Raw genomic sequence first — 22,333 nt, 5'->3', positions numbered from 1 at the left:
TTCTAATCCTTAGCTGGCTGGCGCTTCTGGCGCGGCAGCCGCCGTCTCTGGATTCTGAGTCTCGGCCACTGCTTCCACTTTGCCTTCAACCGGGTCTTCGCTGGCTGCCTGCTCGTTGGCGGAGGGGCCATCCGGGCGGGATTCGGCTTGAGGAGCAGCCTCAACTGGGGGAGCCACTTCGATTGGAGGCGCCGCAGCTTCAACCACAGGAGTCGACTCTGCCTCTGCCGGAGCAGGAGCTTCGGTTGCTGCCGCCGGCGCCGGAGCAGCTTCCACTGCCGAAGCCTCTGCCTTGGCGGCAGCCGGAGCCGCTTTGCCCGCAAACTTCTCCTTTTCGACGCCCTGGTTCAGCACGACGGCGAGGTCGCGACCGGTGGCATTGAGCACCGTTGCCAGACGCTGGGCAGGAGACTGAATCAGGAAGAGCAGCTTGGCATAAATCTCTTCCTTACCCGGCATGGTCGCCAGTTGACCAACCTCTTCAACGGTAATGACCTTGCCTTCAACAATGCCCAGCTTGAAAGTGAATTCAGCGTTGTCTTTAACCCAGGCGGAAAGCGCCTTCGCGAGTGCAACCGGGTCGCCGGAGGTGTAAGCGACCGACGAGACGCCCTTAAGCCCCTGGAGCGCTGCCTCGACGCCGGTTCCCTGCGACGCACGCGCAGCCAGCTTGTTCTTGAGTACGCGATAACGGCCGCCCGCATTGCGCACGACGCCGCGCAAGGAATAATCCTGCGCTACAGTCAACTTGGCGAAGGTGCCTACGATCGCACTGGTCGAGCCTTCCAGCTCTTTGGCGAGCTGGGCGACTTTCTCCGCCTTCTTTACTTTGGTCAATGCCATAAATAGCCTCTGGCTTTTAGCTACTAGCTCTCAGCTAAAAATCCGATTCTGTCTGCCGCATAGCGGCTTGGTCGTGCGCTTGCCCAGCGAGCTTGCTAGCGGCTAGCGCTAGAAGCGAGGGCTATCTTCAGGCTTTCGCCGCGGAGTCGGCAACCGCGCTATCAAGCGCGATACCGGGGCCCATGGTCGAACTGATGGTGATTCCCTTGATGTATTTACCCTTTGCCGCCGAAGGCTTGGCGCGGACCACGCTCGAGATCACCGTGGTCGCGTTATCGATCAGCTTTTCCACCGGGAACGAGAGCTTGCCGACCGGGACATGAACCAGCGCCGTCTTATCGGTGCGGAACTCCACCTTACCGGCCTTGATCTCGCGAATGGCGGCGGCAACATCGTTGGTCACCGTACCGGTCTTCGGGTTAGGCATCAAGCCGCGCGGACCGAGCACCTTACCCAGGCGTCCAACGGACTTCATCATGTCGGGAGTGGCGATGAGGGCGTCAAAATCCGTCCAACCCTCTTTCTGGATCTTTTCGACGATGTCTTCCCCGCCAACAAAATCAGCGCCTGCGGTCTCCGCTTCCTTGAGACGATCGCCTGAAGCGATGACGGCCACCCGTTTGGTCTTCCCCAGACCATGGGGTAGAACGACCGTGCCGCGAACCATCTGGTCGGCATGCCTAGGATCGACTCCGAGTCGGAGGGTCAGGTCGACGGTTTCGTCGAATTTCACAAACTTAACTTTTTGCAGGAGCGGCACCGCGTCGGCCAGGGAGTAAGGACGCTTCTCCACCTGCGCGCGCGCCTTCGCTATATTCTTGGATACTTTAGTTGACATTTTTCCTCGTCTCCCACCGCCAGGAACCTAGAGCCATCCGGCCGTGGTGTGCGACTGGTCTCAACTTGGCGCTGAGACACTCTTATGAGTATGCCGGAAAACGCCCGCTTTAGCAAGGGAGGTTTCGCGAGCGCTTTGTTGATGAACCCATCATCTGGCTAATTGGGGAGGTTAATTCATGCGGGTGAATTCATGTTTTCCACATTCGAAGTTGTGCAACCTTTCCCGCAATAAAACCTACCAATCGTGTGTGTTGAATTGCGAGGGCGGCGGGAGGATGAAGTCACCAAGCACATGAACTCTTTCGCGGAAAGAGCGCCCTTCATCAACAATCCTTAAATTTCATTGAAGCTTGTCGCCCTCAAATGGGGAAGGGGCGGAGCTTTGTTCAGTTCACCAGCACGACTGACGAACTACAGGAGTTTTTCACATGGCGAATACCACCGCATCATCGACGACCATCGTCGCTTACTTTACGAATGAATCCGCGGCTGAAAATGCGGTAAGTCAGCTGCGAGATGCCGGTTTCAGCAGCAGTCAAATTGGTGTCGCGACTCGAGTCAGCAATCCTTCTGACACCGGAGCGGCAGGCACAACGGCCTCTTCGACCAATAAGCCGGCTCATGCTGCTGGCAACCAAGAGAGCGCCTGGGACAAGGTGCGTAACTTTTTCAGCTCTGAGCCGGTCGAGCCGTATGCAGACGAGCGCACCCGCGGCGACTTCGCCAGCCACGAGATTACCGGCGCTGACCCCTACACCGACCGAAGCGCTTACTCGAGTGAAGACGTTCATCAGTCTCTCTCTGGGCTGTCGGTTCCGGAAGAGCGGTCCCGCTACTTTGGACATCGTTTCAGCAGCGGAGAGCAGGGTTCGGTCGTGACTGTGAACGCTCCCGGCCGCGAAGCAGATGCGGAGCGCATTCTCGTTGAAAATGGCGGAGACCTCGGCAACGAAGCCTCTTCCTACGATTACAGCCAGCCGGCGACCCCTTCCGTCGTGGAAGGTCCGCAGCGTATCCAATTATTGGGCGAAATTCTTCGGGTCCAGAAGGACCGCGTGAGCCGCGGAGAAGTTCGCATCCGCAAAGAGGTCATCACCGAGACCCAAACAGTGGAAGTACCTGTGACCCGCGAGGAACTCGTCATTGAGCGGACTGCGCCCACCGATGTTCATACTGCGACCGGCCGGGTAGGCGAGGGTACTGAGATTCGCATTCCGCTGTCCGAAGAGGTTGCTTCGGTCGGCAAGGACACAGTGGTTCGCGAAGAGGTCTCTGTGGGCAAGCGCGCAGTTCAAAACGTGAGCAGCGTTGGCGACAACATCAGCCACGAAGAACTGGTGGTCGAGGATTCCACCCGCGACGCCGATGTAACCAAGCGCACTGCGTAAAGGGCGGCTTCCGAGAACAGATAGGGCACCCAAATGGGTGTCCTATCTGCTTTTGCAACTAGAATTATCTGGCCAGGTAGAGAACAGCTCGGTTTGCACCTATCCCGGACCAAAATCGACTTATTCCTTATCCAACTAACCCACTTGCCCTAACCTACTTGCCGGCCACAACCAGCGGCATTCCTGGCGTTCCCGCATAGAAGACAATCAGCACTGCTGGTGAGTCGCCGGTCATTCCTCGATGCAGTGCATCGACCATCTCGGGCAGCACTTGCCCGGCGGTGATCAGTCGCTTCTCGCCGTTGTCCTTCTTCTCGACAGTGATCTCGCCGGAGAGAACATAGCCTGCATTCGGCATCGGGTGTTGGTGCCACTGCAACTCGGTATGGGCTGGGATGGTAATCTTCAACACCGTAAGCTCCGGCTGGCCTTTCGGATAGGAAGCATACGGAACACCATCCCAGGATGTGGTCGTCTTGAGCAACGTCTCCGATTTGACAGATGTGTCGTCTTCGGTAAAGCCGTTTCTCGGAAAACCCAGCATGGCAATCACCAGGATGCCCGTGATCCCTTTCACCAAGATGCTGATCAGCCACTTCATTGGTCGCGTCTCCTCACGCCGTGTCTAGTTCTTCTGATGGTTGAGCAGTCCGCCGAGGGCATTGCCGAGCGGATTGGTTTGAGCAGGCGTTTGGGACTGTTTGCCATGAAGCAGGCCCTGGGCAGCGTTGATGCCGCCAGCTGTGGCCAGGCCACGCATATCGGGGGTGAACGTTGGATTGCTGGTCGTTCCCCCGATGGCGACAGGGATTCCGTTCTTGAGAGCGCCGCCGGCGATGCCTCCCAATCCTCCACCAGATCCCTGGCCAGGGATCATGCCCATTAGCTGGCCAGCAATGCCCCCGGCGGAGGAGTTTGCCGAGGTAGTGGTGCCGCCGCCACCTAAGGCCGTCAGCTTCAAGAGCATCTGGTAGTTCAGCGCGCCCGCCGCACTGACGGTCCCGTTGCCGGTCGCTGAGCCGAGCGCCGGCATGACGAGGGCTACATTGTCGGTTCGAACGTCGCCTCCATCTACCCGGACGTTCATCTTGAGGGAACGGATGGCGGTTGCGGACCCGGTATGGGATCCGCCGGTGAGGGCGGTGATTGTCGACAGTTTGGAGCCAAGATCGAAGCCGCTGAGCTGCGTATTCTCGAGGGCCACCGGGCCGCTAATGACCGGGCTCGCGCTCGATCCGGTGATGGCAAGCGAGGTAGTCAGGGTCCCGCCCTGAAGCCTGGAGCCAGGCGGCAGGTGAACGCCGAGAGCGGGAAGAAAAGCCTGCAATTCGTCGATTGAGACTGCGTTGCTGTTCACTTTCAGGTTGAGCGTGGTGGCCGGTCCGGTGGTCTGGTACGTACCGGAGATGGCGATGGGCGCCTTTCCTATCGCGACGGTCGTATTTTGCACGCTCCCGGCGAGCGTCGAGATATTTTCGCTAACCGCAAAGCTGGCATCGACGGGCATCGAGGAGGGCGAACCATTCTTGGCCAGCCGGATGCCGTCGACATGCGCGGTTCCCGTAGCATTGAGGACTTGACCGTTCGAGTTGGCTTTGGCATCGAGGTTGGCGATCCCGCCAATTCCTGCATCGGCCGCGAGCAGCCCGCTGGTTGCCAGGTCGATGTGTTTGAGCGCCATCTGTGCGTCGAAGGGGGTCGAGGAGGAGGCTTGCGGACTCAGAGGACCGGCGTGGCCGCTGGCGTTGACGCTTCCTCCGGAAGGAACCACTGCGCTAAGGGTGAAAGGAGCGGAGGTGGTAGAGGAGAAATTGGTGAGGTTGGCGTTCAATTGCTGGTAGACGGCAGGCGGCCCGGCTTTGCCCGCCGAGGTCATGGTGATAGTCCCGTTCTTCACCTCGAGTTTGTCGAGCGCAAAGTTATTCAACATGGTGTTGCCGGCCTGACCATTGGCGGGGGCGGGCTTGGGAGGCTGGTTGGTGCTGGCGAGCGTGAGGCGGGGAGAATCGATGGCCAGCTGAGTGATATGCAAGAGGCGGCCATTCCAAAGCGCATCGGCCGTGATCGAGTCGACGGTGCCGGAGATGCCCTCAGCCGCATCGACAAAGCCAGCGGCGAGCGGATCTAGGTTTTTCAGGACGAGACGCGCAGAGAACGGAGTCAGGGATGCGTCTTTCTGATTGACCGGACCGGCGTTTCCGAGAATCGTGACGCTCCCGCCATGGGGCAGGCTTGCTGATGCGCTATAGGGAAACTGCTTATCGAACGAGAATTTCTTTACATCGAGGTCGAGCTTGTCGTAGACGCGCGTGGGCAGAGTGGGGGTTCCGGCCGCAGGGACGCTGCCCACGGTCAGTTGGCCGTTGTTCACGTCGACGTAGCCGACGGTGAGGCCGCCAAAGACGTCAGCCGTGTCCTGCTGTTTACTGGGGGCTTTGGTCTGAGAGTTGCCGATGCTCGAGTAGTTCCAGGTGCCGGTGCCGGTGCGAAGCAGTTGGATTTTTGGAGAATCGAGGGTAAATCCGGAGATATGCAGTTGACGGCTCAAGATCAGCGGCAGCAATTCCACACTGATTTTTACTGAAGCCGCCTGCAGGAAGGGCTGGGTGCTGAAGGAGGGATCATCGGCGACGGAGGCATTGTCGGCGACCAGGCTGCCGGACCATACCGATAAGCTGAGCTTCCCGAGCGTGACTTTCCGGCCAAGCGAATTCGAGAGTGTGGTCTCGATCCGAGCGCGAAAGTTGTCCGCATTCAGGAACAGCGGAATGCAGGTAATCACCACCACGACGAGGACGATCACCGAAGCTGCGACTATCAAGATTTTACGATTGCGGCTGGTCATATCGATTCCCTTCCTCTGCCAGAGAGTATGCCTTCTGTTATGGAGTCTCGAAGATCGAGCAAAGTGGCTTTTTCTTAGAAAAAGGCCATGCATAACGCCGCTTGCTGCGGGTTTCCATGGCGAGACTGTTCTAGGCAGCTTACTCGGGAACCGCTTCTTTGGGAATGAACTTCGGTAAGCGGAGGCTTGGGGCTAGCCCCTCGAGTAGGAGGTCTCCGGAATTAAATCATTGGAGGATGATCTGCGCCAGATGATGACGCTGGTGGGCGATGTAGTCCTCGATCAGGAATTGCAGGGTGACGGGCGCGGCATTGTCCACGACACACGCGGCCTGGAGGCGCGATTCGGGGATATGTTGGACGACCTGCTCGAGCATAAGATGCGCGGACAGCCAACGTGCCAGGAGTAGTTCCCAAGGGAGCTCGGCATAGCCGTGGAGGAGGACCCAACGGTCCTGCTCATAGCCAGGGCCGGAGTAGTACCCGTCGAGAGCTGCGCGGACGAAGCGCTGGTGGTTGTTCGAAGCGGAATCGAGCATATGGCCAAGGACTTGTTTGCGGGTCCAGCTCCCGGGGCGGTAGGCAGTATTGGCCCGATGGGGAGGGAAGGCGACGAGGGCTGCGCGAATCTCTGCGCAGCCCTTGGAGAACGCGGCGACTAGTTCACTCACAGGAAAGACTACATGCCCTTCTGTTCTACGGTCGCGAGCTCGGCGAGAACTTCCTCGCTGTGCTTGGAGGGATCGACGCCTGTCCAGACCTTAACGATCTTACCGCTGGGGTCGATGAGGAAGGTGTTCCGCTTGGCGATGACCATCGGCCCGAAGCTCCCCAGGGAGCCGTAGGCTTTGACTACCTTCTTATCGGGATCGGCGAGCAGGCGGAAGGTCAGATTTTCCTTGGTGCAGAACTGCTTGTGGCTGTCGGTCGAATCGACGCTCACACCGAGAATCACTGCATTTTCCTTGGTGAACTTATCCTGGTCGCGCTGGAAATTGTGAGCCTCGATGGTGCAGCCGGTGGTCATGTCCTTGGGGTAGAAGTAAAGCACGACCCATTTACCTTTAAAGCTATCGAGAGAGATCTGGGTACCATCCTGCGACGGCAGAGTAAAGGTAGGCGCCGATTGGCCAACCTGCGGCATGCTGCTGTCGTCGGCAAAGCTGCTGCGGGCAGCGAACGCTGCGACACCCACTACGGCAACGATCAGAGTTACAACGAACAAGCTTGTTTTGGACATCGTATGGTTCTCCCGTACAACGATCTTGCGCCACCTGGCGGTCTTCTGAATCGACTTTACGCCTCAATCGACTTTACGCTGGGTACAATGACGCGACTACCGCAATATTGGACTCGTTGGCCAGCCTGCAAAGTCCAATTTCATCAAAAATCAATGTTCGACCGGCATCTAAGGCGAGACAGGTGGCGCCCGCTTCCCTCATAGCATGGATCGTCGCCACCCCGATGACCGGCACGTCGAAGCGAAGGTCCTGCTTCGGCTTGGCTACCTTGATGACGGTCAAGCTTCGATCCAAGGTCGATGCTGCCGCTTCGAGCGATTTCATGATCAAGCCGGCGCGGAGAATGGCAGCATCGGTGCCCTCCATGGCCTCGACGGCTACGCAGGCTTGGCCAGCAATGACGACGGTTTGCCCGATGTCGTGAGCGGCAATCATGCGGGCGATCTCGCGGCCATAGACGATATCGAGCTGCTCTTGCTCATTGGGCGCGCGCACGGTGAGAGTTCCCGGCTTCGCCAACATCGGCTCGAGATACGACGTCGACGAGATAAGTTCAATGCCTTCATCGCCGAGGACCTTAGCGACTGCTCCCAATAACATATTGGTGTTTCGCGTTCGCAGAGACAGCAGCAGCTTGGCGAGTCTCCAGTCGGGCCGGATGCTCGAGAAGATCTGTTTGTGCTTGACCTGGCCGGCCATGATGGCGCGGGTCACTCCCTCGGCCTGGAAGGTCTCGATAAGGCGCGAGAGTTCGCCGAGCGAGAGCCAGTGGACGCGGATTCCCGGATCCGCCGCCGCGCGAGCATCCATTTCCGTATCGGTCTCCTCTTTGAGCGCAGCAACCACGATCTCCTCGCCGTGGGCGCGGGCCGCGTCGAGCAGCAGAAAGGGAAAGCGGCCATTGCCGGCGATCAGGCCGAGCTTTTTTCGTGGATCCAATTTGTTGGGCTGATCGAACTGCATGGCGGCTACTTGAGAACACCGCGATGCGATTGTTCGACGAATTTGACCAGATAGGCGACTTCTTCGCTGGGGAAGCCTTCCGATTTCAGGCGTTCCACGGCCTGGCTGGTGTTCAATTTGGCCGCCAGCAAGAGGCGATAGGCGTGCTGCAGCGCGCGCAGCTGCTCACGGGTGAAGCCCCGACGCTCGAGGCCAATTTTGTTCAGTCCGAAGGCGTGGGTTTCGCGTTTCGCCGAAGTGAGGGAAAACGGCAGCACATCCTGCGTAATCGTGGTCCCGCCGCCGACGAAGGAGTATTTTCCGATTCTGCAGTATTGATGAACTGGGCAGAGCGCGCCGACGGTGGCGTAATCTTCCACCACGACGTGGCCAGCCAGGGTCGCCGCGTTCGCCAGGATGCAGTGGCATCCAATCTGGCTATCGTGGCCGATGTGCACGTAGGCCATGATGAGACAATTGCTGCCGACCCGGGTAATGCCCCCGCCGCCGACGGTCCCCCGGGAAATGGTGACACTCTCGCGAATGACGGTATCTTCGCCGATCTCGGCGCGGGTTGGTTCGTTCTTGTACTTGAGATCCTGGGGAGCGACGCCGACGCTGGCAAAGGGAAAGATCCGGTTGCGAGCCCCGACCTGCAAATGGCCATCAAGGATGACGTGTGAGACCAACTCACAGTCTTCTCCAAGAACCACGTCGGGACCGACGACGGAGTAAGGCCCGATGCTGCAGGATTGGGGAATGATGGCGCTCGACGCAACGATCGCTGTCGGGTGAATGCTCACTCAGTAACTACCGCCTCCAGAACCCGCGCTTCCGGCTCAGGCTCGGCGGTCTGAGTGGCCTCGGCGACGCGAGGGACAACGGCGCACATGATGACGGCTTCACAGGCTAATTTTCCGTCGACGTAAGCTTTGCCCTCCATCTTGACCGCGCGCACTCGCCAGTTCAACACTTCAACTACGATCCGCAGTTGATCGCCGGGAACCACGGGGCGGCGGAATTTGGCGCGTTCGATGCCGGTAAAGAGCATGACCTTCTTCTCCCGATCGGGAATCTCGGTCAGCAGCAGGGCTCCCCCCGCCTGAGCGATCGCTTCGACGACGAGAACGCCGGGCATGATCGGATATTCAGGAAAATGGCCGGCAAAGAACGGCTCGTTGATCGTGACATTCTTGATCGCCACGATACGCTTCATGCGTGTAATTTCAACGACGCGGTCGATCAGCAGAAAAGGATAACGGTGCGGCAGGATCGCCATGATTTGGGCGATGTCCAGCACCTGCTTCGACTGCGGAGTGGGGTTTTCAGCATCCATAGTTGCAAGCTGCATTATAACGGGAAGCCGGGGGCTACCGAGAGAGGCCACTCCGGAAAGGAGCGAAGTTCATGGCGGAGCGGCGGGTCAAAGTTATTTCTTGATCTTTGCCGCCGTGGCATCGACATCGAACATGCTGTCGGGGAGATTGGTGTTGTAAGCGGCCTTGTAAAGATACCGCTGATTGGTCATGTCGCCATTGTGGAAGCGGGTGACGGTGACCGGGGTCGGGATGCCGTCGAACAGATGGTAGTCGTCATACTCTTCGGCTTCCTGGTTCTTGTCCTTGTAGACCGGGTCGCGCCATTGAAAAGTTCGACGAAGAGGCAGATGGGTTTGCGCGTCCATCTCAATGGTGATGGAGTCGTTGGTCGAGGAGATCAGCGTAACCTGATCGGCGAGGTGGCGCTCGACCAGGCTCTGCTTGTCGTAGATGACGATCGTCTTCGGGTCTTTGAGCCAGACGCGGATGGCGGTTTCGACAGAGTGGTCGCGGCGGCGAAGAACTTCATCGATCTGATCCTGGGGCAGTGCTTTCTTGCCGCGGTAGGTGACCTCCCAGCCAGCATCGCCCAGAAAAAACTCGACAACATCGCGTTTCTTGCCAAGTTCGACGCGTTCCCGGTCTGGAAAGCGGCGCAAATCAAAGTAGTCTCCGATCGCCCCGGTTGGCTTGCCTTGATAAAAACCAGAGGTCCGTCCTTCAAAAGTCTCGTCCTTGAGCGTGAGCCAGCGGTCGCCGCCGAGCGCCTGCACCATGGCGGCGATGGTGGCGCGGGCCTTCTGTGCGTTGGCCTTCTCGATGGCATCCTGATCGCCATTCTGGGCAAGTGTGCTTCCGGCATAGAAGGCAACAACCGCGAGCCAAACTCCGAAACTACCCAATCTCATCTTCGATCGCATTCCACACTCGTAACTCTATCCAACCAGATTTATCCAACCAGAACTCGTTCAACGAGAACTTTTCCAATCAGAACTCATCCGACGAGGACGGCTCCGCCATTTACATTGAAGATCTCTCCGCTGATGAAACCCGCCAGCGGTGTGCACAGGAACAATACCGGCCCGGCGATCTCTCGCGGTGTCGCTACCCGGCCTAGAGGAATTCCGGAAAAGATCTTGGCCCTCCTGGCCGGATCGTCGAGCGCAGGGGTCGACATATCCGTCTCTACCCAACCGGGGGCAACGCAATTCACATAGATGCCTTCCGGGGCCAGTTCACTGGACAAGCTCTTGGTAAGACTGACGATCGCTCCTTTGGTCACTGCGTAATCGGCATGGAAGGCCTCCCCGCGCTGCCCCGCAGTCGAGCTAACGAGGACTATATGTCCGGCTGGTTGGCTGCTGGCCCGACTTTGAGTTTTCATCTGGGCCGTAGCCGCTTTAACCAGTCCGAAGACGCTGTCCAGATTGACATCCATGGTCCGACGCCATTGGCTGTCGCTCATGGAGGAGATCGGCGCATCTTCCGGGGGCCAGATGCCGTGATTGACGACCAGGATGTCGAGCCGTCCAAAACCAGCGACCGCTTTCGCCACCAGCTCGCCTCCCTGTTGCGGAGATGCGAGCTCTTGTTCAATGGCAAGGCAATCCTGCCCGCACTCGCCGGCGAGCGTTTCGGCCTGGCGGCGGGCGGTGCGGTAGTTGAAGGCGACCTTCGCGCCGGCAGCACGAAACAGTCTGACGATCTCCCCCCCGATGCCGCGGGATCCGCCGGTGACCAGCGCGGACTTGCCCGACAAGGAAAGCGACACACCCTGGCTTACGGTTTCCATGCTCCCACCCTACAAAACCTTCTCATTTTTCAGCAACTTGTGCTCGCCGGGCTGCACGTCCAGGCCTCGAAGGTGGCCTGCCGGGTTTGCACTTTCTCCGGCAGCCGGCGCTGCCGCCAAGCGACGTCACATCCTTTACGCCATCTTGACGGCTTTGACATCAATGGGTTCATGCTCTTGGCGATCTACCGGGAATGCTTCTCGAGCATTCTCATCGCCGACGCGACGCTTTCTTAACAGCTTTCTTTGCCGCCTGCGCTTTTCTGCCCGCCTCGGTTTTGCCAGCCGCCTCTTGAGCGTACTTGGCTGCTGCTTTGGCGGCAGCTTGCTCGTTGGCGCGTGCCGCGAGCAGCTTCCTCCGCTCTTGCACCGCTTCCTGTAGCGCCGCCGGGGAAAGCGCGAGGAGATCCTTCGTGCGTTTCGGCAACTTCCGGTAGGTGAGATCGCGGGCGTCTTTGAGAAGATCCAGCAACTCATTTGCCGAAAGCGCGTGCCACCGCTCCAACGCCACCCAGTGAATACGCGCCAAGTAGGGAGCGGGGATGACTCCTTCGTTTTCCAGCAGCTCGTGGTAGCGCTCCGGGCCGGCCGAGAAAGAGATGACTGCCTGCCCGTCCTCGTCGAGGTTCACCACCGTGAACATCTTCCCGCCGACAACCTTGTCGCCCACCCAGAAGACGAGATTGTTGCCCCACTGTACGGTTTCTTGAACGTGGGGGAGCTTGCGGAGAAAATCGCGGATGCGTTCTGCGTCCATTGTTCTACGTTCCCTCGTTCTGCGTGCCCGATGCGGATTATGCCTTATGGACGTCCTTGATGCTTGGCCTGCTAATCCCAAAAAACAACTTTTTTATCTGCGACTCGATGAAGGGCTTTATTTGCGCCGTAGTCGGATAGCACCCTTGGCCTGATCAGGATCGACGACCATTCCGTGTTGTGTGATGACGATTTCACCAGCGGCGGCCAGGCGCCGCGCGACTCGCCTGGTTGGTTCCATCAGCGGCCTCCAGCTTTCCCCCGCAACCTTCCTGGCTGCGTCAGACGGGCAGATGGTCTTGCCCGGGCCTCGCTGCTGCAAAAGCTCAAGAATGGCCCGCTCCAGGGATGTGTCGAGGTCGATGTCCGTCATTAAGGATGGTTGCAGCCGGTAAAGATCCGCCAGAAGCAGCAGCGTCGCTTGAGGATGATGCTCTCACAGTGGCCGAATTGATGCTGCGAACTTGGCGCTACGAATCCGTTCGCGAAGCTGCATTGTGACCACGCTATGACAGCGGCGGCAAAGAGTGCGGAGATTGACCAGGTCGCATTGGCCACCGCCTTCAGCGACGGGAAGGATGTGGTCCGCATCCCAGAGGCTCTTGCCAATCCTCGCCTTCAGGCCCCAATGCTTAAGCAAGGCTGAGCGCGTTGTGCCGCGGGAGCGCTTGAGTCTGCGCCACTCGGCGATCGTATCGATCGAGCAAATGGCGCAGACACCGCGGTCACGTTGGAAGACATGCTCCCGCAGATAAGCGGGCTGGGTGCGTAGCTTCCATTCGTGAACGCAGTAAGCGGAACAAAAGGTATAGCGACGCGGAGGCACTTCGAGCGAACACCATCGGCATAGACCGCGACCGTTTGCTCCGCGGGGCATAGTCTTCCGGTCGACCCAGCCGCCCGCCAATACTCGCGCTGTACTCACTCCTTTTGTTCTAAATGCGGGAGAGGCTTTAGGGGGAGTATGCGACGAGGTAACCGGAACGCAGCGCATGACGTTTCGTAGAATTCATACGATCTCAGGAGAGAGCCGCGGCAAATCTTTTGTCTGAAAAGATCTACTGCCTGAAGAGATTCAAGCCGATCTTGGCGACCTGTCCTCAGTTCTAGTCGTTGGGTGCAATCGCGTAATACCCTTTGCGCGATTGGACCTTCAGGCCGTCGCCTTTGCACTGGATGTCGAGCTTGCGATAGGTGCCATCCAGCTTCGCGTTGACGGGCGTGTAGCTGGCGACGTATTGGGTACGCAATTCGTCCTCGATCTGCTTGAAGGCGGCTTCCATCTTGGGACCATTGTTGCCAACGTCGATCATGCGGCCGCCCGTCTGTTCTGCAAGCCGCTTCATCTCCGCCGGACCGTTATAGCCGAAGCTTATGCCGCCATAAAAGCCACGATCCGCAATCAGCAGCACGTACACGATGGCATTGGCCTTCTGAGCGGCTTCGATGGCATCGGCAAGCTTCTTGCTGCTACCCTGGTCGCCGCCGTCGGTGAGCAGGATCATCGCTTTGCGGCCATTCTCTGAGCGCATCTTGTCGTTGGCGGCCAGATACACGGCATCGTAGAGCAAGGTTCCCTTTGGAGCGCCATGGGTGGGCACCGGGCCTTGCCCGATTCCCGGTGCGCCGCCGGCTCCGTTCCCGCCGGCAGTGTTGATCTCTGCCTTGTTCATTGCCTTCGACAGTTGACTTGCGCTGCTGGTGTAGTCCGAGAGCAGGTCGACATCCACATCAAAGGAAACCAGGAAGGCTTCGTCTTTCGACCGCAGAACCCGCTTTAAGAATGCGCTTCCCGTCTCCTGCTCGAGTGGCAAAACGTTCTGCTGGCTGCCGCTGGTGTCGAGCAGGATTCCCAGGGTGAGAGGTTGGTCGGCTTCGGCCGTCCAATTCTTGATGGTCTGCGGCGTCTTGTCTTCGAGAATCGTGCAATCTTCCCTGGTGAGCGTAGAGACCAGGCCGTTGTGCTTGTCCCTCACCGAGAAGTAGAGGCTGACCAGGTTGACGTTCACCTTCAGCGTCGTAGTGGGGAGCTGGTCGTCTTGAGGAGCAGCGTCGGGAGCGGTGCTTACCGGAGGAGCATCGGGGTCGGGCGCAGACTGCCCCTGCACCTGGCTTGCGGCCAGTCCTAGAATGGCAGTGCCGGTGAGAAACACAGCTCGACAGTAGGCGCGTAATCGCATATCGGCTTAGACGGTGAAGAAGCGCATAAAGACAGCACCAGTGTACGGCACGAACGCAGTTGGCGGCGGCGCCCGCTACTAGTCTCGATCTGCTAGTCTGGGAGTTAGCCCTGCCTACCTTTTACGATGAACTGCATCTATCTCCACGATGTCCTTTTCAGCGGATGCGAGTCTAGTAAAAGCAGTGCGAAGAGGGTGAAGTAACGAGTCGCGTGGGCTGGAAGTCTGGTTTGACCGGTCTGCCGATCTGGGGGTTTTTGGTAAATGCAAGGTGCTTTGGGGATCGCCCTGGCTTTTTTGATGTTGGCTCAACAACAATCGCAGCAGCCTGTGCCCGACGCACCGTTGCCACAATCTCCTTCCGGATTGTCGGACGGCGTGACTCCCGGCAAGGCGGCAACCCCGGATGCCCCTCCTGACCAACCGAAATCCCCTGCCCCTGCCCCGGCAGCGGCGCCGCAAGCTCCACCGGCAGCGGATGATCAACCTCAGCAGGAAGAGCCCGAGCTGGGAAATAAGGGATCGAACCCCTACGTCCTGCCACCCGCCGGAATCGGCATCGTCCAGGTCCCAGTTACGGTACGGGACAAGAAGGGCAATCTCATTCCGGGACTTACCTTCCGCGATTTCCGGGTCTACGAGAACAAAGAGCGTCAGCGGATCACCTATTTCAGCACCGACGCGGTTCCGCTGTCGGTGGCCTTTGTGATTGACCAGAGCGTTTCTGCGGGCACGATGCGCAAGGTGAACGAATCATTGACTGCGGTCGCTGGAGCTTTCACCCCGTATGACGAAGTCGCCGTTTATACATACAACAACGGTCCGGCAAAGATCACCGACTTCACCGGCGCGCAAGGCAATCGGCTTCCGGCTGCGTTGCAGGCAGCCAAGCGGCCGGGCCGCGATGAAGGCGTCCCGGTCAACTCGGGACCACTGGCCAGCGGTCCGACAATCAATGGCAAATCGGTCGATCCAAACCTGGATCGCGGCAACGCCGGGGGCATTGGCGGCTTCTTGACCCTGCCTAAAGAGATCCACACACTGAATGACGCTATTCTGTTCGCCGCCAAGGACCTGTCGCAGCGCCGCCGCGGGCGCAGACGCATCATCTACGTCATCAGCGATGGCAAGGAGTCAGGCAGCAAGGCGACGCTCAAGGAAGTCATCCGGTACCTTCAGGGAAACGACATCAGCGTCTACGCGACGATGGTCGGCGACGCCGCGACCTGGGGCTACGGCTATCTGGACCGGCTCAAGCTACCGCTGCTGCCTTCCAACAACGTGCTGCCGAAGTACACGGTCGCGACCGGCGGCTTTCTCGATGCTGAGTTCCAGACAAATGGTATCGAGAAGAGCTTCTCCAATATTGCGAGCGATGTTCGCACCCAGTACACGATTGAATACCATGTAAGTCCGCAGAAGTCGCTGGACAGCAGATTCCGGACCATCGAAGTGACCATGCCGGGACGTCCCGGCTACGATGTCACTGCAAAGCAAGGGTATTACCCGACGGCCACGAGTCAAGCGACCCATTAGGGCCGCCAGTCAAGCGACCCATTCGAGAATTTCGGCTGACTCGGAGAGATTACCCGAGTCAGCCGATCGGCTTCGGTTCATCTTGCCCGTGGGCTTTGTCGAGTTCATGGCCCGGCTGAAATGCCCTCACAATAGAAATGCAGTCATTCTTCGGCCGAAGAACCGCCGCCAGAATGACTGCACCATTTAGGTCCCGAATGGGCGAACCACTTATTTCACTTCAGTAACTTCCGTCTTGGTAGCCGGGGTCTCGGGCTTAGGAGCGTCTGGTGAACCCTTGATTCCCTCCTTAAAGCCGCGGAAGCCTTCTCCCAGCCCCTTGCCGAGTTCTGGTAGCTTTCGGGGTCCGAAGATCAAAAGAGCGATGACGAGGACGATGATGAGGTGTGAAGGCGTGAGCAGATTATCGAACATTGTGAATTCCTCCCGAAAGTCCACGGTTTGAGCGCCGCTCAACCGGTAGCGACTCGGAGTTTCCTCCAGATATTGTCGCACAACGAAGCCAACGCAGATTTGACTACTTCTGTACTCAGAACGTGCGCTGCCAGCAAAGTGGATGTCCTGACAAACCTTGGATGCATCCGGTCCGATCCGACATGGCGTAAAACTTGTCGAAGCGCGCGTGGTATCGCTATTCAATACTAGGTCCAACGTCTGACAGAAGTGTCTTCGCAATGTAATCTTTAGAGTTGCGGGAGTTCTCCGCAAAGCCGCATCGGACGCGGTCTGGATCGAAAATCTGAGGGGGTTGTTCTGGAAAACGGTAGGTTCGGTAGGTATGGTGCGCAGCATTGCTCCGGGGGTCATCCTGTCGCAGCAACAATATTTTTTTTCCTGATTGTTTTGGCAATGACCGGCGAGAAGGCAATCGCCCAGGTTCCTGTATATTCGCCGCCAGCGGTGGCGACCGATAACTCGCTGGCTAATGTGCGCTACGACTATCGCTGGGAGCTGTACGGGGGCATTGCTTATTCGCACTTCAATGCGGGTCCCAACTTGCTGCAGGGCTCCAATCTTGGCGGCTTTGACTTCCAGGCGGCACATTGGTTTCGCCAGCATTGGGCCCTCGCCGGCAATGTCCGGGGCTACTACGGTACATCCGGGGTCGTCCCGAACATTTACGGGATCAAGGGCCCGTTCGTCAGCGAACATATGTTCATGGCCGGTCCAGAGTACCGCGGCCCGAGCAATCCCCACGCTTCATTGACCCTGCACGCGCTCTTTGGCGGAGCCTACGGAAATTTTAATTCGGCGCTCAACGGCGTGCCCCCCAGTACGCTTGGTCTGTTCAACAATCAGACTACCTTTGGGGGCGCTTTTGGCGGCTCGATCGATTTGAACCGTTCTCCGAATCTGGCGTTTCGCATCTCTCCAGACGCTACTCTGACCAACTTTGGCGGAGCTGGCCTGCATGAGCAATTTGCGCTATCGGTGGGGATCGTCTATCGACTCGATCAAGTGGGCAGAAAGAAGCGAAAGTAGCGCGTCCTTGAAGGCGGTTTGGGAGTATCTCGCTCATTACTGCCTTCACTTCCAGGCTTGGAACCGTAGGGTGCGCTTTAACGTACTCTTGGAACAAATAGCGCCGATGAACTTACCTGCTTCGCGAGTGGGGTGGAATTTTTAGGCGCCAGTTCACGTCTATACGGATGTGGACAGACGATGTCCACTATCGGACATTCTGGTAGCGGCGAAAGAGTCTAAATACTGGCATGTCGATGAAGGATTAATTGTTAAGAGTGGTTCACGGCTTGCTAACCACTCTCGGAAGAGGAAGTCTGTTGGACAAGGCTGTGGACCGATGAAGCAGTTCGGCTGCTTTCAACTCGATATTCAAAATGGGTGCTTGTGGCGCAATGGGGAACGAATTCCATTGACGCCGAAGCCGTTTGCCGTGCTTCGCTACCTGGTAGAAAATCCGAGGCGTCTGGTCACTCACGACGAGTTGCTCGAGGCTCTTTGGCCGGAGACTTATGTTCAGCCTCAGGTGCTTCGCACGTACGTTCTGGAACTCCGGAAAGTCTTCGGCGACGATGCTGGAAATGCGCGCTTCATTGAAACGGTCCCCAAGCGGGGCTACCGGTTCATTGCCCCGCTTGCGGAGACCTCGCACACCGCCGGCTACGAGAAAAAGCCAGGGCTGCCCCAATCCCCCGAACTTCCCGGGCGTGCAGCCGAATTTGGCGAGCTCACGAAAGCGATGGACACGGCTATTGGCGGCGATCGCCAGCTGATCTTCATCACCGGCGAAGTCGGCATTGGAAAGACGGCGCTGGTGGATGCATTCTGCCGCCGCTTGGGCGGAGAAGGGCAGACCCAGATTGCGCGCGGCCAGAGCGTCGAAGGGTTTGGCGGCAAGGAACCGTACTATCCAGTCATGGAAGCCCTGACACAGCTCTGCACCGACGCTGGTGAGGGCCGGAATCTGAGGATTCTGCAGCAGAAAGCGCCAAACTGGCATGCCAGACTACCGGTGGTCATGACCTCTGAAATGCCCTCTCACTCAATTTCGACCATTCCCGTCGATGGAATGCAGCCCGACCGGATGCTGGGGGAGATCTGTGATGCCATCGAATCGATCGCTACCGAGACACCCTTGATTCTCGTCTTTGAGGACCTGCATTGGGCCGATAATTCGACCTTAGATCTGATTTCCGCGCTAGCCCGGCGGCGTGCCCAGGCCAAGCTGATGTTGATCGTGACTTATCGGCCCGCAGATGTCAGCGACTCACAGCATCCGCTGAAAGGCTTGAAACAGGATCTGGTTACCCGCAAACTCGGGTGTGAGATGGCGCTGCGCCCACTGGAGCGGACCGCGGTCGCGGAATACCTGGCGCGCGAACTCCATCAGAACAAGCTTCCAGCCGGGCTGGCGGCATTTCTGCATCAGCATTCCGAGGGCAATCCGCTCTTCATGATCGCCGTCCTCGAACATCTTATCTCTCTGGATTATCTTCGCCGGCAGGATGAGACCTGGCAGCTTACCACCCCGCTGGCCAAGATCGACCTGGGCGTCCCATCGGCGCTGTCTGAGTTAATCGAACTCCAGATCGAAAGGCTCGATGCCACCGATCAGCGGCTGCTTGAGGCTGCCAGCCTGATCGGCATCGTCTTTCCAGCCTGGGCTGCCGCCGCAGCGCTCAAGGAAGACCTCGAGGAGATTGAAGATCAGTACGAAAAACTGACCAGGCGGCTCCACTTCCTTCATCCGGCCGGTCACGATGAATTGCCAGATGGTACTCAGTCCGCTTTCTACGTCTTCGCACATGGGCTTTATCGCGAGGTGCTCTACAAGCGTCAATCATCTTCCCGTCGAGCGCGGAGGCATTTGCGGGTCGCGGAGAGGCTGCTACAACTCTTCGCAGGGCGGGAGCAGAATATCGCCTCCGAGTTGGCAATCCATTTCGAGGCCGCAGGCGACTGGCTGCGCGCTGCCGAGGCTTTGGCAGTATCGGCCCAAGCCTACCTACGCCGCGGAGACCAGGTAGAAGCATCGCAACGCATGCGTCAGGCGGAGAAGCTGATCGAAAACCTTCCCGAACCAGAACGGGTCGCCGCGACGCGTAGATTTCTTCTACACATGCCGGCCGGCGACCAGGCGCTCTCTGAAGCGCTTTCTGCATAGATTCTCCGACTTAACCACTGTGTTCCTTTCATCAATTCCCTTCTGACTGCAACTCCGAACATGCCTGTGAGGGTCGTGATTTTTGCGCGCTCTCACCTATTTGTCACCATCGTAGTTACTTTATTCTCGAGCCTTCAGGCGCTCCATATCCGTCAAAGAAAGTTTGACAACAACTAGACAGCAATTTGACACCAGGTGTCATGAGGCCGGGGTATTGTTCTTTTCGTTGGAGGACATCAACATGCGAATCACCTTTAGGACTCTCGTACTTACCGCGGCCGCTCTCTGCTCCAGCGCCGCATTTGCGGCCACTCAGTCACGTGTGGACGTTCCATTCAGCTTCACAGCCAAGGGCCAGTCCTTTCCAGCGGGAACCTATGACGTCGTGTTGGATGCCGGCAACAGCTTCGTGACCCTGGCCAACAAGGCCGACCAGAGCAAGCACCTCACCTGGACGGTAGGCCCAGCAGAGCCCGCCGCGACTGCTGCCCTCGTCAAGTTTGATACCACCGGCACAGACTATGCCTTGAAGAGCATTCAATTGGGAACGCGAGTCACACCGAACCTCGATCGCAATAACAAGCGCGGTGTGAGCGCCACCACATCGATCGGCGGCGAATAGCCAAGCTCTTCCCGGATCCCCTGAAAGCAGATCCGGACAGACTTCCAAGCAGGGAGCCTGCGGGCGAAAGGCGCAGCTGGAACCGCTTATCAGAAGCGTCTCGTAGGCTCTCATTTTTATCGAAGGAAAAGCGCCGATAACCTCGGCGCTTTTCTTCATTTTGGGAGATCCTTCTTAGGCGCTGATGCGGTGCGCCGGCGCCAGGTACTCTGGTCCAACCGGATCGAGGACCGTCTCGGTGACGATTGCGTCAATTTCCTCGAAGCCTGCGGCGTCGAGATTCCAGTCCATAACTTCTTCGACTGCCTCCAATTGCGCGGGGTGCCTGGCTCCGAACAAGGCCACACTCACACCGGACCGGTCCAACACCCAGCGGAGAGCCAGATGCAAGACCCGCTTCCCGTAACGCTCTCGCGCGAACCGATCGAGGCGCGCAACGGCGTCAAGGTACTGACTGAAGCGCGGCTGCTGGAATTTGGGATCGACGCTGCGGATGTCGCTGGCGTCAAACTGCTGGGTTGCCGCTAACCGTCCACCCAGGAGGCTCCGGCATATAGCACTGTAAGCCAGCACCGCGATGGAGTGTCGACGGCAGTAAGGGAGCACGTCCGCATCGATCGCCCGTTCGAAGATGTTGTACGGTGGCTGACAGGAGTGGAGCGGCGCGACGGCACGGAACACATCCATCTGTTCAGGAGAAAAATTGCTAACGCCAATGGCGCGGATAGCTCCGGCATCGTAGAACTTGAGCATCTGCTCGGCAGCTGCTTCAAGCGGTTCGGCGGTATCGGGCCAGTGAATTTGATAAAGATCGATGTAATCGGTGTCGAGACGGGTGAGCGAAGCGCTCAGCTCCTGGCGCAGCCTCTCTGGCGTTACCTTGGCAACGATGCCTTCCGTCCCTCGCTCCAGACCGGCCTTGGTGGCGATGTAGAAGTCTTCACGATGGCCGTGTTCGCGAATGGCCTTGCCAACGACCTCTTCGGCGCGTCCATTCCCATAAACGGGAGCGGTGTCGATCAGGTTGATGCCATGCTCGAAGATGGCAAGGCAGGTAGCGATGGCATCCTGATCGGAGACGTTGCCCCAATCAAGGCCGCCAAGCGCCCAGGTGCCTAGGCCGATCCGCGAGACATTCCCATTGTTGAGGTTAGTGAATTCCATGAAGCGGCATGCAGATCGCGGCAGCTGCGAGTCTCAGTTTAATTGCTTCGGGCTCTTCAGCTGCCATTCCAGAAGGCTGGCAACTGAAGAGCTGAGAGCGACTGTGAAGCAGAGGTACGGCTCGGGCTTAAAGTCATTCCTGCAGCTTTTCCCTGAAGGGACAGTCTGTCGACGTGGTGCTTCGGCGTTTTAGCAACGGAACTTCAGTCCTATGCCAATTCGTATCCCGCGAAGAAATAGCCGATTTCAAATGCGGCCGTCTCTGGCGCGTCGGAGCCGTGGATCGCATTTTCCTCAATCGATCCCGCAAACTTCTTGCGGATGGTTCCCTCCTCAGCGTTCGCGGGATTGGTCGCGCCCATGAGCTTGCGCAGGTCGGCGATGGCGTTGTCCTTCTCAAGGACCAGCGGAACGATAGACCCGGAAGACATGAAGGTGGTCAACGAGTCGAAGAAGGGACGAGCACTATGAACTGCATAGAAGCCCTCTGCTTGGACTTTCGAGATAGAGATCTTCTTGAGGCCTACAATCTTGAAACCAGCCTTTTCGATTTCGGCGAGAATTGCGGCAGTGTACCCCTTGCGCACGGCGTCGGGCTTGATAATGCTGAAGGTGCGTTCAGACACGGACTTCTCCTGATTCAAATTGTTATGTTTCCAGTGTAGAGCAGTCTCTGTGGGGTCTGGGTTGCGCGCATGTAACTATGCAGCTGTGGATTCATCTAATTCATTGGGAGAGATTGACTATGTCGGAGACCAAAGTAGAGAAGATTGAGAAGTCGGACGCCGAGTGGCGCGAGAAGCTGACGCCCGAGCAGTACCACATTACTCGTGAAAAAGGCACGGAGCGCCCCTTTACCGGAGCACTCTACCGGAACCACGCCGACGGCATGTACCATTGCGTCGCCTGTGGAGCGGAGTTGTTCAAATCCGATACAAAGTTTGAGTCAGGCAGTGGTTGGCCGAGCTTTTATCTGCCGGTCGACTCAAGCGCGGTTGAAACTCATGAGGACAACAGCCTGGGAATGCGCCGGATCGAAGCGACCTGCGCTCGGTGTGGCGCCCACCTTGGGCATGTTTTCCCCGACGGCCCTAAACCAACCGGGCTCCGCTACTGCATCAACTCGGCTGCTTTGGATTTTGAAAAGGCAGAATGAAAAGAAAGCCCGGCAGGAAAGACCGTTCTTGGTAAGAAGGGCTGGGGACTTGGTTTCAGCCTCCAGCCTCGGATTTGAAGGATCG

At 58.1% G+C, this 22,333-nt stretch carries 24 protein-coding genes; 6 read left to right on the top strand and 18 right to left on the bottom strand.

Features of this window, described 5'->3' with window-relative positions; genetic code table 11:
• Positions 1-9: 9 nt before the first annotated feature.
• On the bottom strand, positions 10-843 hold the full coding sequence (gene rplJ / locus ACPOL_RS17435; RefSeq protein WP_114208185.1) for a 50S ribosomal protein L10: 834 nt from the start codon (positions 841-843) through the stop codon (positions 10-12).
• Between the two features lie 127 nt (positions 844-970).
• Positions 971-1,681, bottom strand: a complete 711-nt coding sequence (rplA, locus tag ACPOL_RS17430; protein ID WP_114208184.1) for a 50S ribosomal protein L1 — start codon at positions 1,679-1,681, stop codon at positions 971-973.
• 430 nt (positions 1,682-2,111) lie between these two features.
• Here rplA and ACPOL_RS17425 point away from each other — a divergent pair, with 430 nt between their 5' ends.
• Entirely contained in the window at positions 2,112-3,071 is a 960-nt protein-coding gene (locus ACPOL_RS17425) for a YsnF/AvaK domain-containing protein (protein ID WP_114208183.1), read from the top strand.
• Between the two features lie 154 nt (positions 3,072-3,225).
• On the opposite strand, the gene ACPOL_RS17420 is transcribed toward ACPOL_RS17425, so the two are convergent.
• From ACPOL_RS17420 to ACPOL_RS17360, 13 genes are all read right to left on the bottom strand, one after another.
• Positions 3,226-3,672 carry a cupin domain-containing protein gene (locus ACPOL_RS17420; protein ID WP_114208182.1) on the bottom strand — a complete coding sequence of 149 codons (447 nt, stop codon included), beginning with the start codon at positions 3,670-3,672 and terminating at the stop codon, positions 3,226-3,228.
• Positions 3,673-3,696: 24 nt separating this feature from the next.
• The gene (locus tag ACPOL_RS17415) at positions 3,697-5,916 is read right to left on the bottom strand and encodes a DUF748 domain-containing protein (protein WP_161557420.1); all 2,220 of its coding nucleotides are present in this window, start codon (positions 5,914-5,916) and stop codon (positions 3,697-3,699) included.
• A gap of 226 nt (positions 5,917-6,142) precedes the next feature.
• Positions 6,143-6,586 (bottom strand): DinB family protein, encoded by a 444-nt coding sequence (locus ACPOL_RS17410; RefSeq protein WP_161557419.1) that lies wholly within the window; start codon positions 6,584-6,586, stop codon positions 6,143-6,145.
• 8 nt (positions 6,587-6,594) lie between these two features.
• On the bottom strand, positions 6,595-7,155 hold the full coding sequence (locus tag ACPOL_RS17405; RefSeq protein ID WP_114208179.1) for a peroxiredoxin: 561 nt from the start codon (positions 7,153-7,155) through the stop codon (positions 6,595-6,597).
• A 73-nt stretch (positions 7,156-7,228) separates the two neighbouring features.
• A complete protein-coding gene (locus ACPOL_RS17400; protein ID WP_114208178.1) occupies positions 7,229-8,119 on the bottom strand; it encodes an LpxI family protein in 891 nt (296 codons plus the stop codon).
• Between the two features lie 5 nt (positions 8,120-8,124).
• Positions 8,125-8,901 carry an acyl-ACP--UDP-N-acetylglucosamine O-acyltransferase gene (lpxA, locus tag ACPOL_RS17395; RefSeq protein WP_114208177.1) on the bottom strand — a complete coding sequence of 259 codons (777 nt, stop codon included), beginning with the start codon at positions 8,899-8,901 and terminating at the stop codon, positions 8,125-8,127.
• Complete coding sequence (fabZ, locus tag ACPOL_RS17390; protein ID WP_114210881.1) at positions 8,898-9,434, bottom strand: 3-hydroxyacyl-ACP dehydratase FabZ; 537 nt, start codon at positions 9,432-9,434, stop codon at positions 8,898-8,900. Before fabZ ends, lpxA begins: the two co-directional genes overlap by 4 nt.
• A gap of 93 nt (positions 9,435-9,527) precedes the next feature.
• Positions 9,528-10,319, bottom strand: a complete 792-nt coding sequence (locus ACPOL_RS17385) for a hypothetical protein (protein WP_236656846.1) — start codon at positions 10,317-10,319, stop codon at positions 9,528-9,530.
• A 92-nt stretch (positions 10,320-10,411) separates the two neighbouring features.
• Entirely contained in the window at positions 10,412-11,209 is a 798-nt protein-coding gene (locus ACPOL_RS17380; RefSeq protein ID WP_114208175.1) for an SDR family NAD(P)-dependent oxidoreductase, read from the bottom strand.
• 211 nt (positions 11,210-11,420) lie between these two features.
• Positions 11,421-11,966: an MmcQ/YjbR family DNA-binding protein gene (locus ACPOL_RS17375; RefSeq protein WP_114208174.1), complete on the bottom strand. Its 546-nt coding sequence runs from the start codon at positions 11,964-11,966 to the stop codon at positions 11,421-11,423.
• A 117-nt stretch (positions 11,967-12,083) separates the two neighbouring features.
• Positions 12,084-12,338, bottom strand: coding sequence for a DUF3253 domain-containing protein (locus ACPOL_RS17370; protein WP_114208173.1), 255 nt, complete (start codon positions 12,336-12,338; stop codon positions 12,084-12,086).
• 63 nt (positions 12,339-12,401) lie between these two features.
• Positions 12,402-12,890 (bottom strand): HNH endonuclease, encoded by a 489-nt coding sequence (locus ACPOL_RS17365; RefSeq protein ID WP_114208172.1) that lies wholly within the window; start codon positions 12,888-12,890, stop codon positions 12,402-12,404.
• Positions 12,891-13,071: 181 nt separating this feature from the next.
• Positions 13,072-14,145, bottom strand: a complete 1,074-nt coding sequence (locus ACPOL_RS17360) for a VWA domain-containing protein (protein ID WP_114208171.1) — start codon at positions 14,143-14,145, stop codon at positions 13,072-13,074.
• Between the two features lie 264 nt (positions 14,146-14,409).
• On the opposite strand from ACPOL_RS17360, the gene ACPOL_RS17355 reads away from it, so the two are divergent.
• A complete protein-coding gene (locus tag ACPOL_RS17355) occupies positions 14,410-15,681 on the top strand; it encodes a VWA domain-containing protein (protein WP_236656845.1) in 1,272 nt (423 codons plus the stop codon).
• A gap of 210 nt (positions 15,682-15,891) precedes the next feature.
• On the opposite strand, the gene ACPOL_RS17350 is transcribed toward ACPOL_RS17355, so the two are convergent.
• A complete protein-coding gene (locus ACPOL_RS17350) occupies positions 15,892-16,095 on the bottom strand; it encodes a Sec-independent protein translocase subunit TatA/TatB (RefSeq protein ID WP_114210879.1) in 204 nt (67 codons plus the stop codon).
• Positions 16,096-16,530: 435 nt separating this feature from the next.
• On the opposite strand from ACPOL_RS17350, the gene ACPOL_RS17345 reads away from it, so the two are divergent.
• From ACPOL_RS17345 to ACPOL_RS17335, 3 genes are all read left to right on the top strand, one after another.
• Positions 16,531-17,163, top strand: coding sequence for a hypothetical protein (locus ACPOL_RS17345; protein ID WP_114208170.1), 633 nt, complete (start codon positions 16,531-16,533; stop codon positions 17,161-17,163).
• 319 nt (positions 17,164-17,482) lie between these two features.
• Positions 17,483-19,306: an AAA family ATPase gene (locus tag ACPOL_RS17340; protein ID WP_114208169.1), complete on the top strand. Its 1,824-nt coding sequence runs from the start codon at positions 17,483-17,485 to the stop codon at positions 19,304-19,306.
• 241 nt (positions 19,307-19,547) lie between these two features.
• Positions 19,548-19,928 carry a hypothetical protein gene (locus ACPOL_RS17335; RefSeq protein WP_150133048.1) on the top strand — a complete coding sequence of 127 codons (381 nt, stop codon included), beginning with the start codon at positions 19,548-19,550 and terminating at the stop codon, positions 19,926-19,928.
• Between the two features lie 174 nt (positions 19,929-20,102).
• Here ACPOL_RS17335 and ACPOL_RS17330 read toward each other — a convergent pair whose 3' ends face one another.
• Together ACPOL_RS17330 and ndk are read right to left on the bottom strand one after the other, a co-directional pair.
• A complete protein-coding gene (locus ACPOL_RS17330; RefSeq protein ID WP_114208167.1) occupies positions 20,103-21,092 on the bottom strand; it encodes an aldo/keto reductase in 990 nt (329 codons plus the stop codon).
• 209 nt (positions 21,093-21,301) lie between these two features.
• Positions 21,302-21,718, bottom strand: coding sequence for a nucleoside-diphosphate kinase (ndk, locus tag ACPOL_RS17325; protein WP_114210878.1), 417 nt, complete (start codon positions 21,716-21,718; stop codon positions 21,302-21,304).
• A 119-nt stretch (positions 21,719-21,837) separates the two neighbouring features.
• On the opposite strand from ndk, the gene msrB reads away from it, so the two are divergent.
• On the top strand, positions 21,838-22,248 hold the full coding sequence (gene msrB, locus ACPOL_RS17320) for a peptide-methionine (R)-S-oxide reductase MsrB (RefSeq protein WP_114208166.1): 411 nt from the start codon (positions 21,838-21,840) through the stop codon (positions 22,246-22,248).
• Positions 22,249-22,333 lie beyond the last annotated feature (85 nt).

The organism is Acidisarcina polymorpha, from assembly GCF_003330725.1.
Taxonomy (GTDB): domain Bacteria; phylum Acidobacteriota; class Terriglobia; order Terriglobales; family Acidobacteriaceae; genus Acidisarcina; species Acidisarcina polymorpha.
This window is presented reverse-complemented; position numbering and strand designations above follow the sequence as displayed.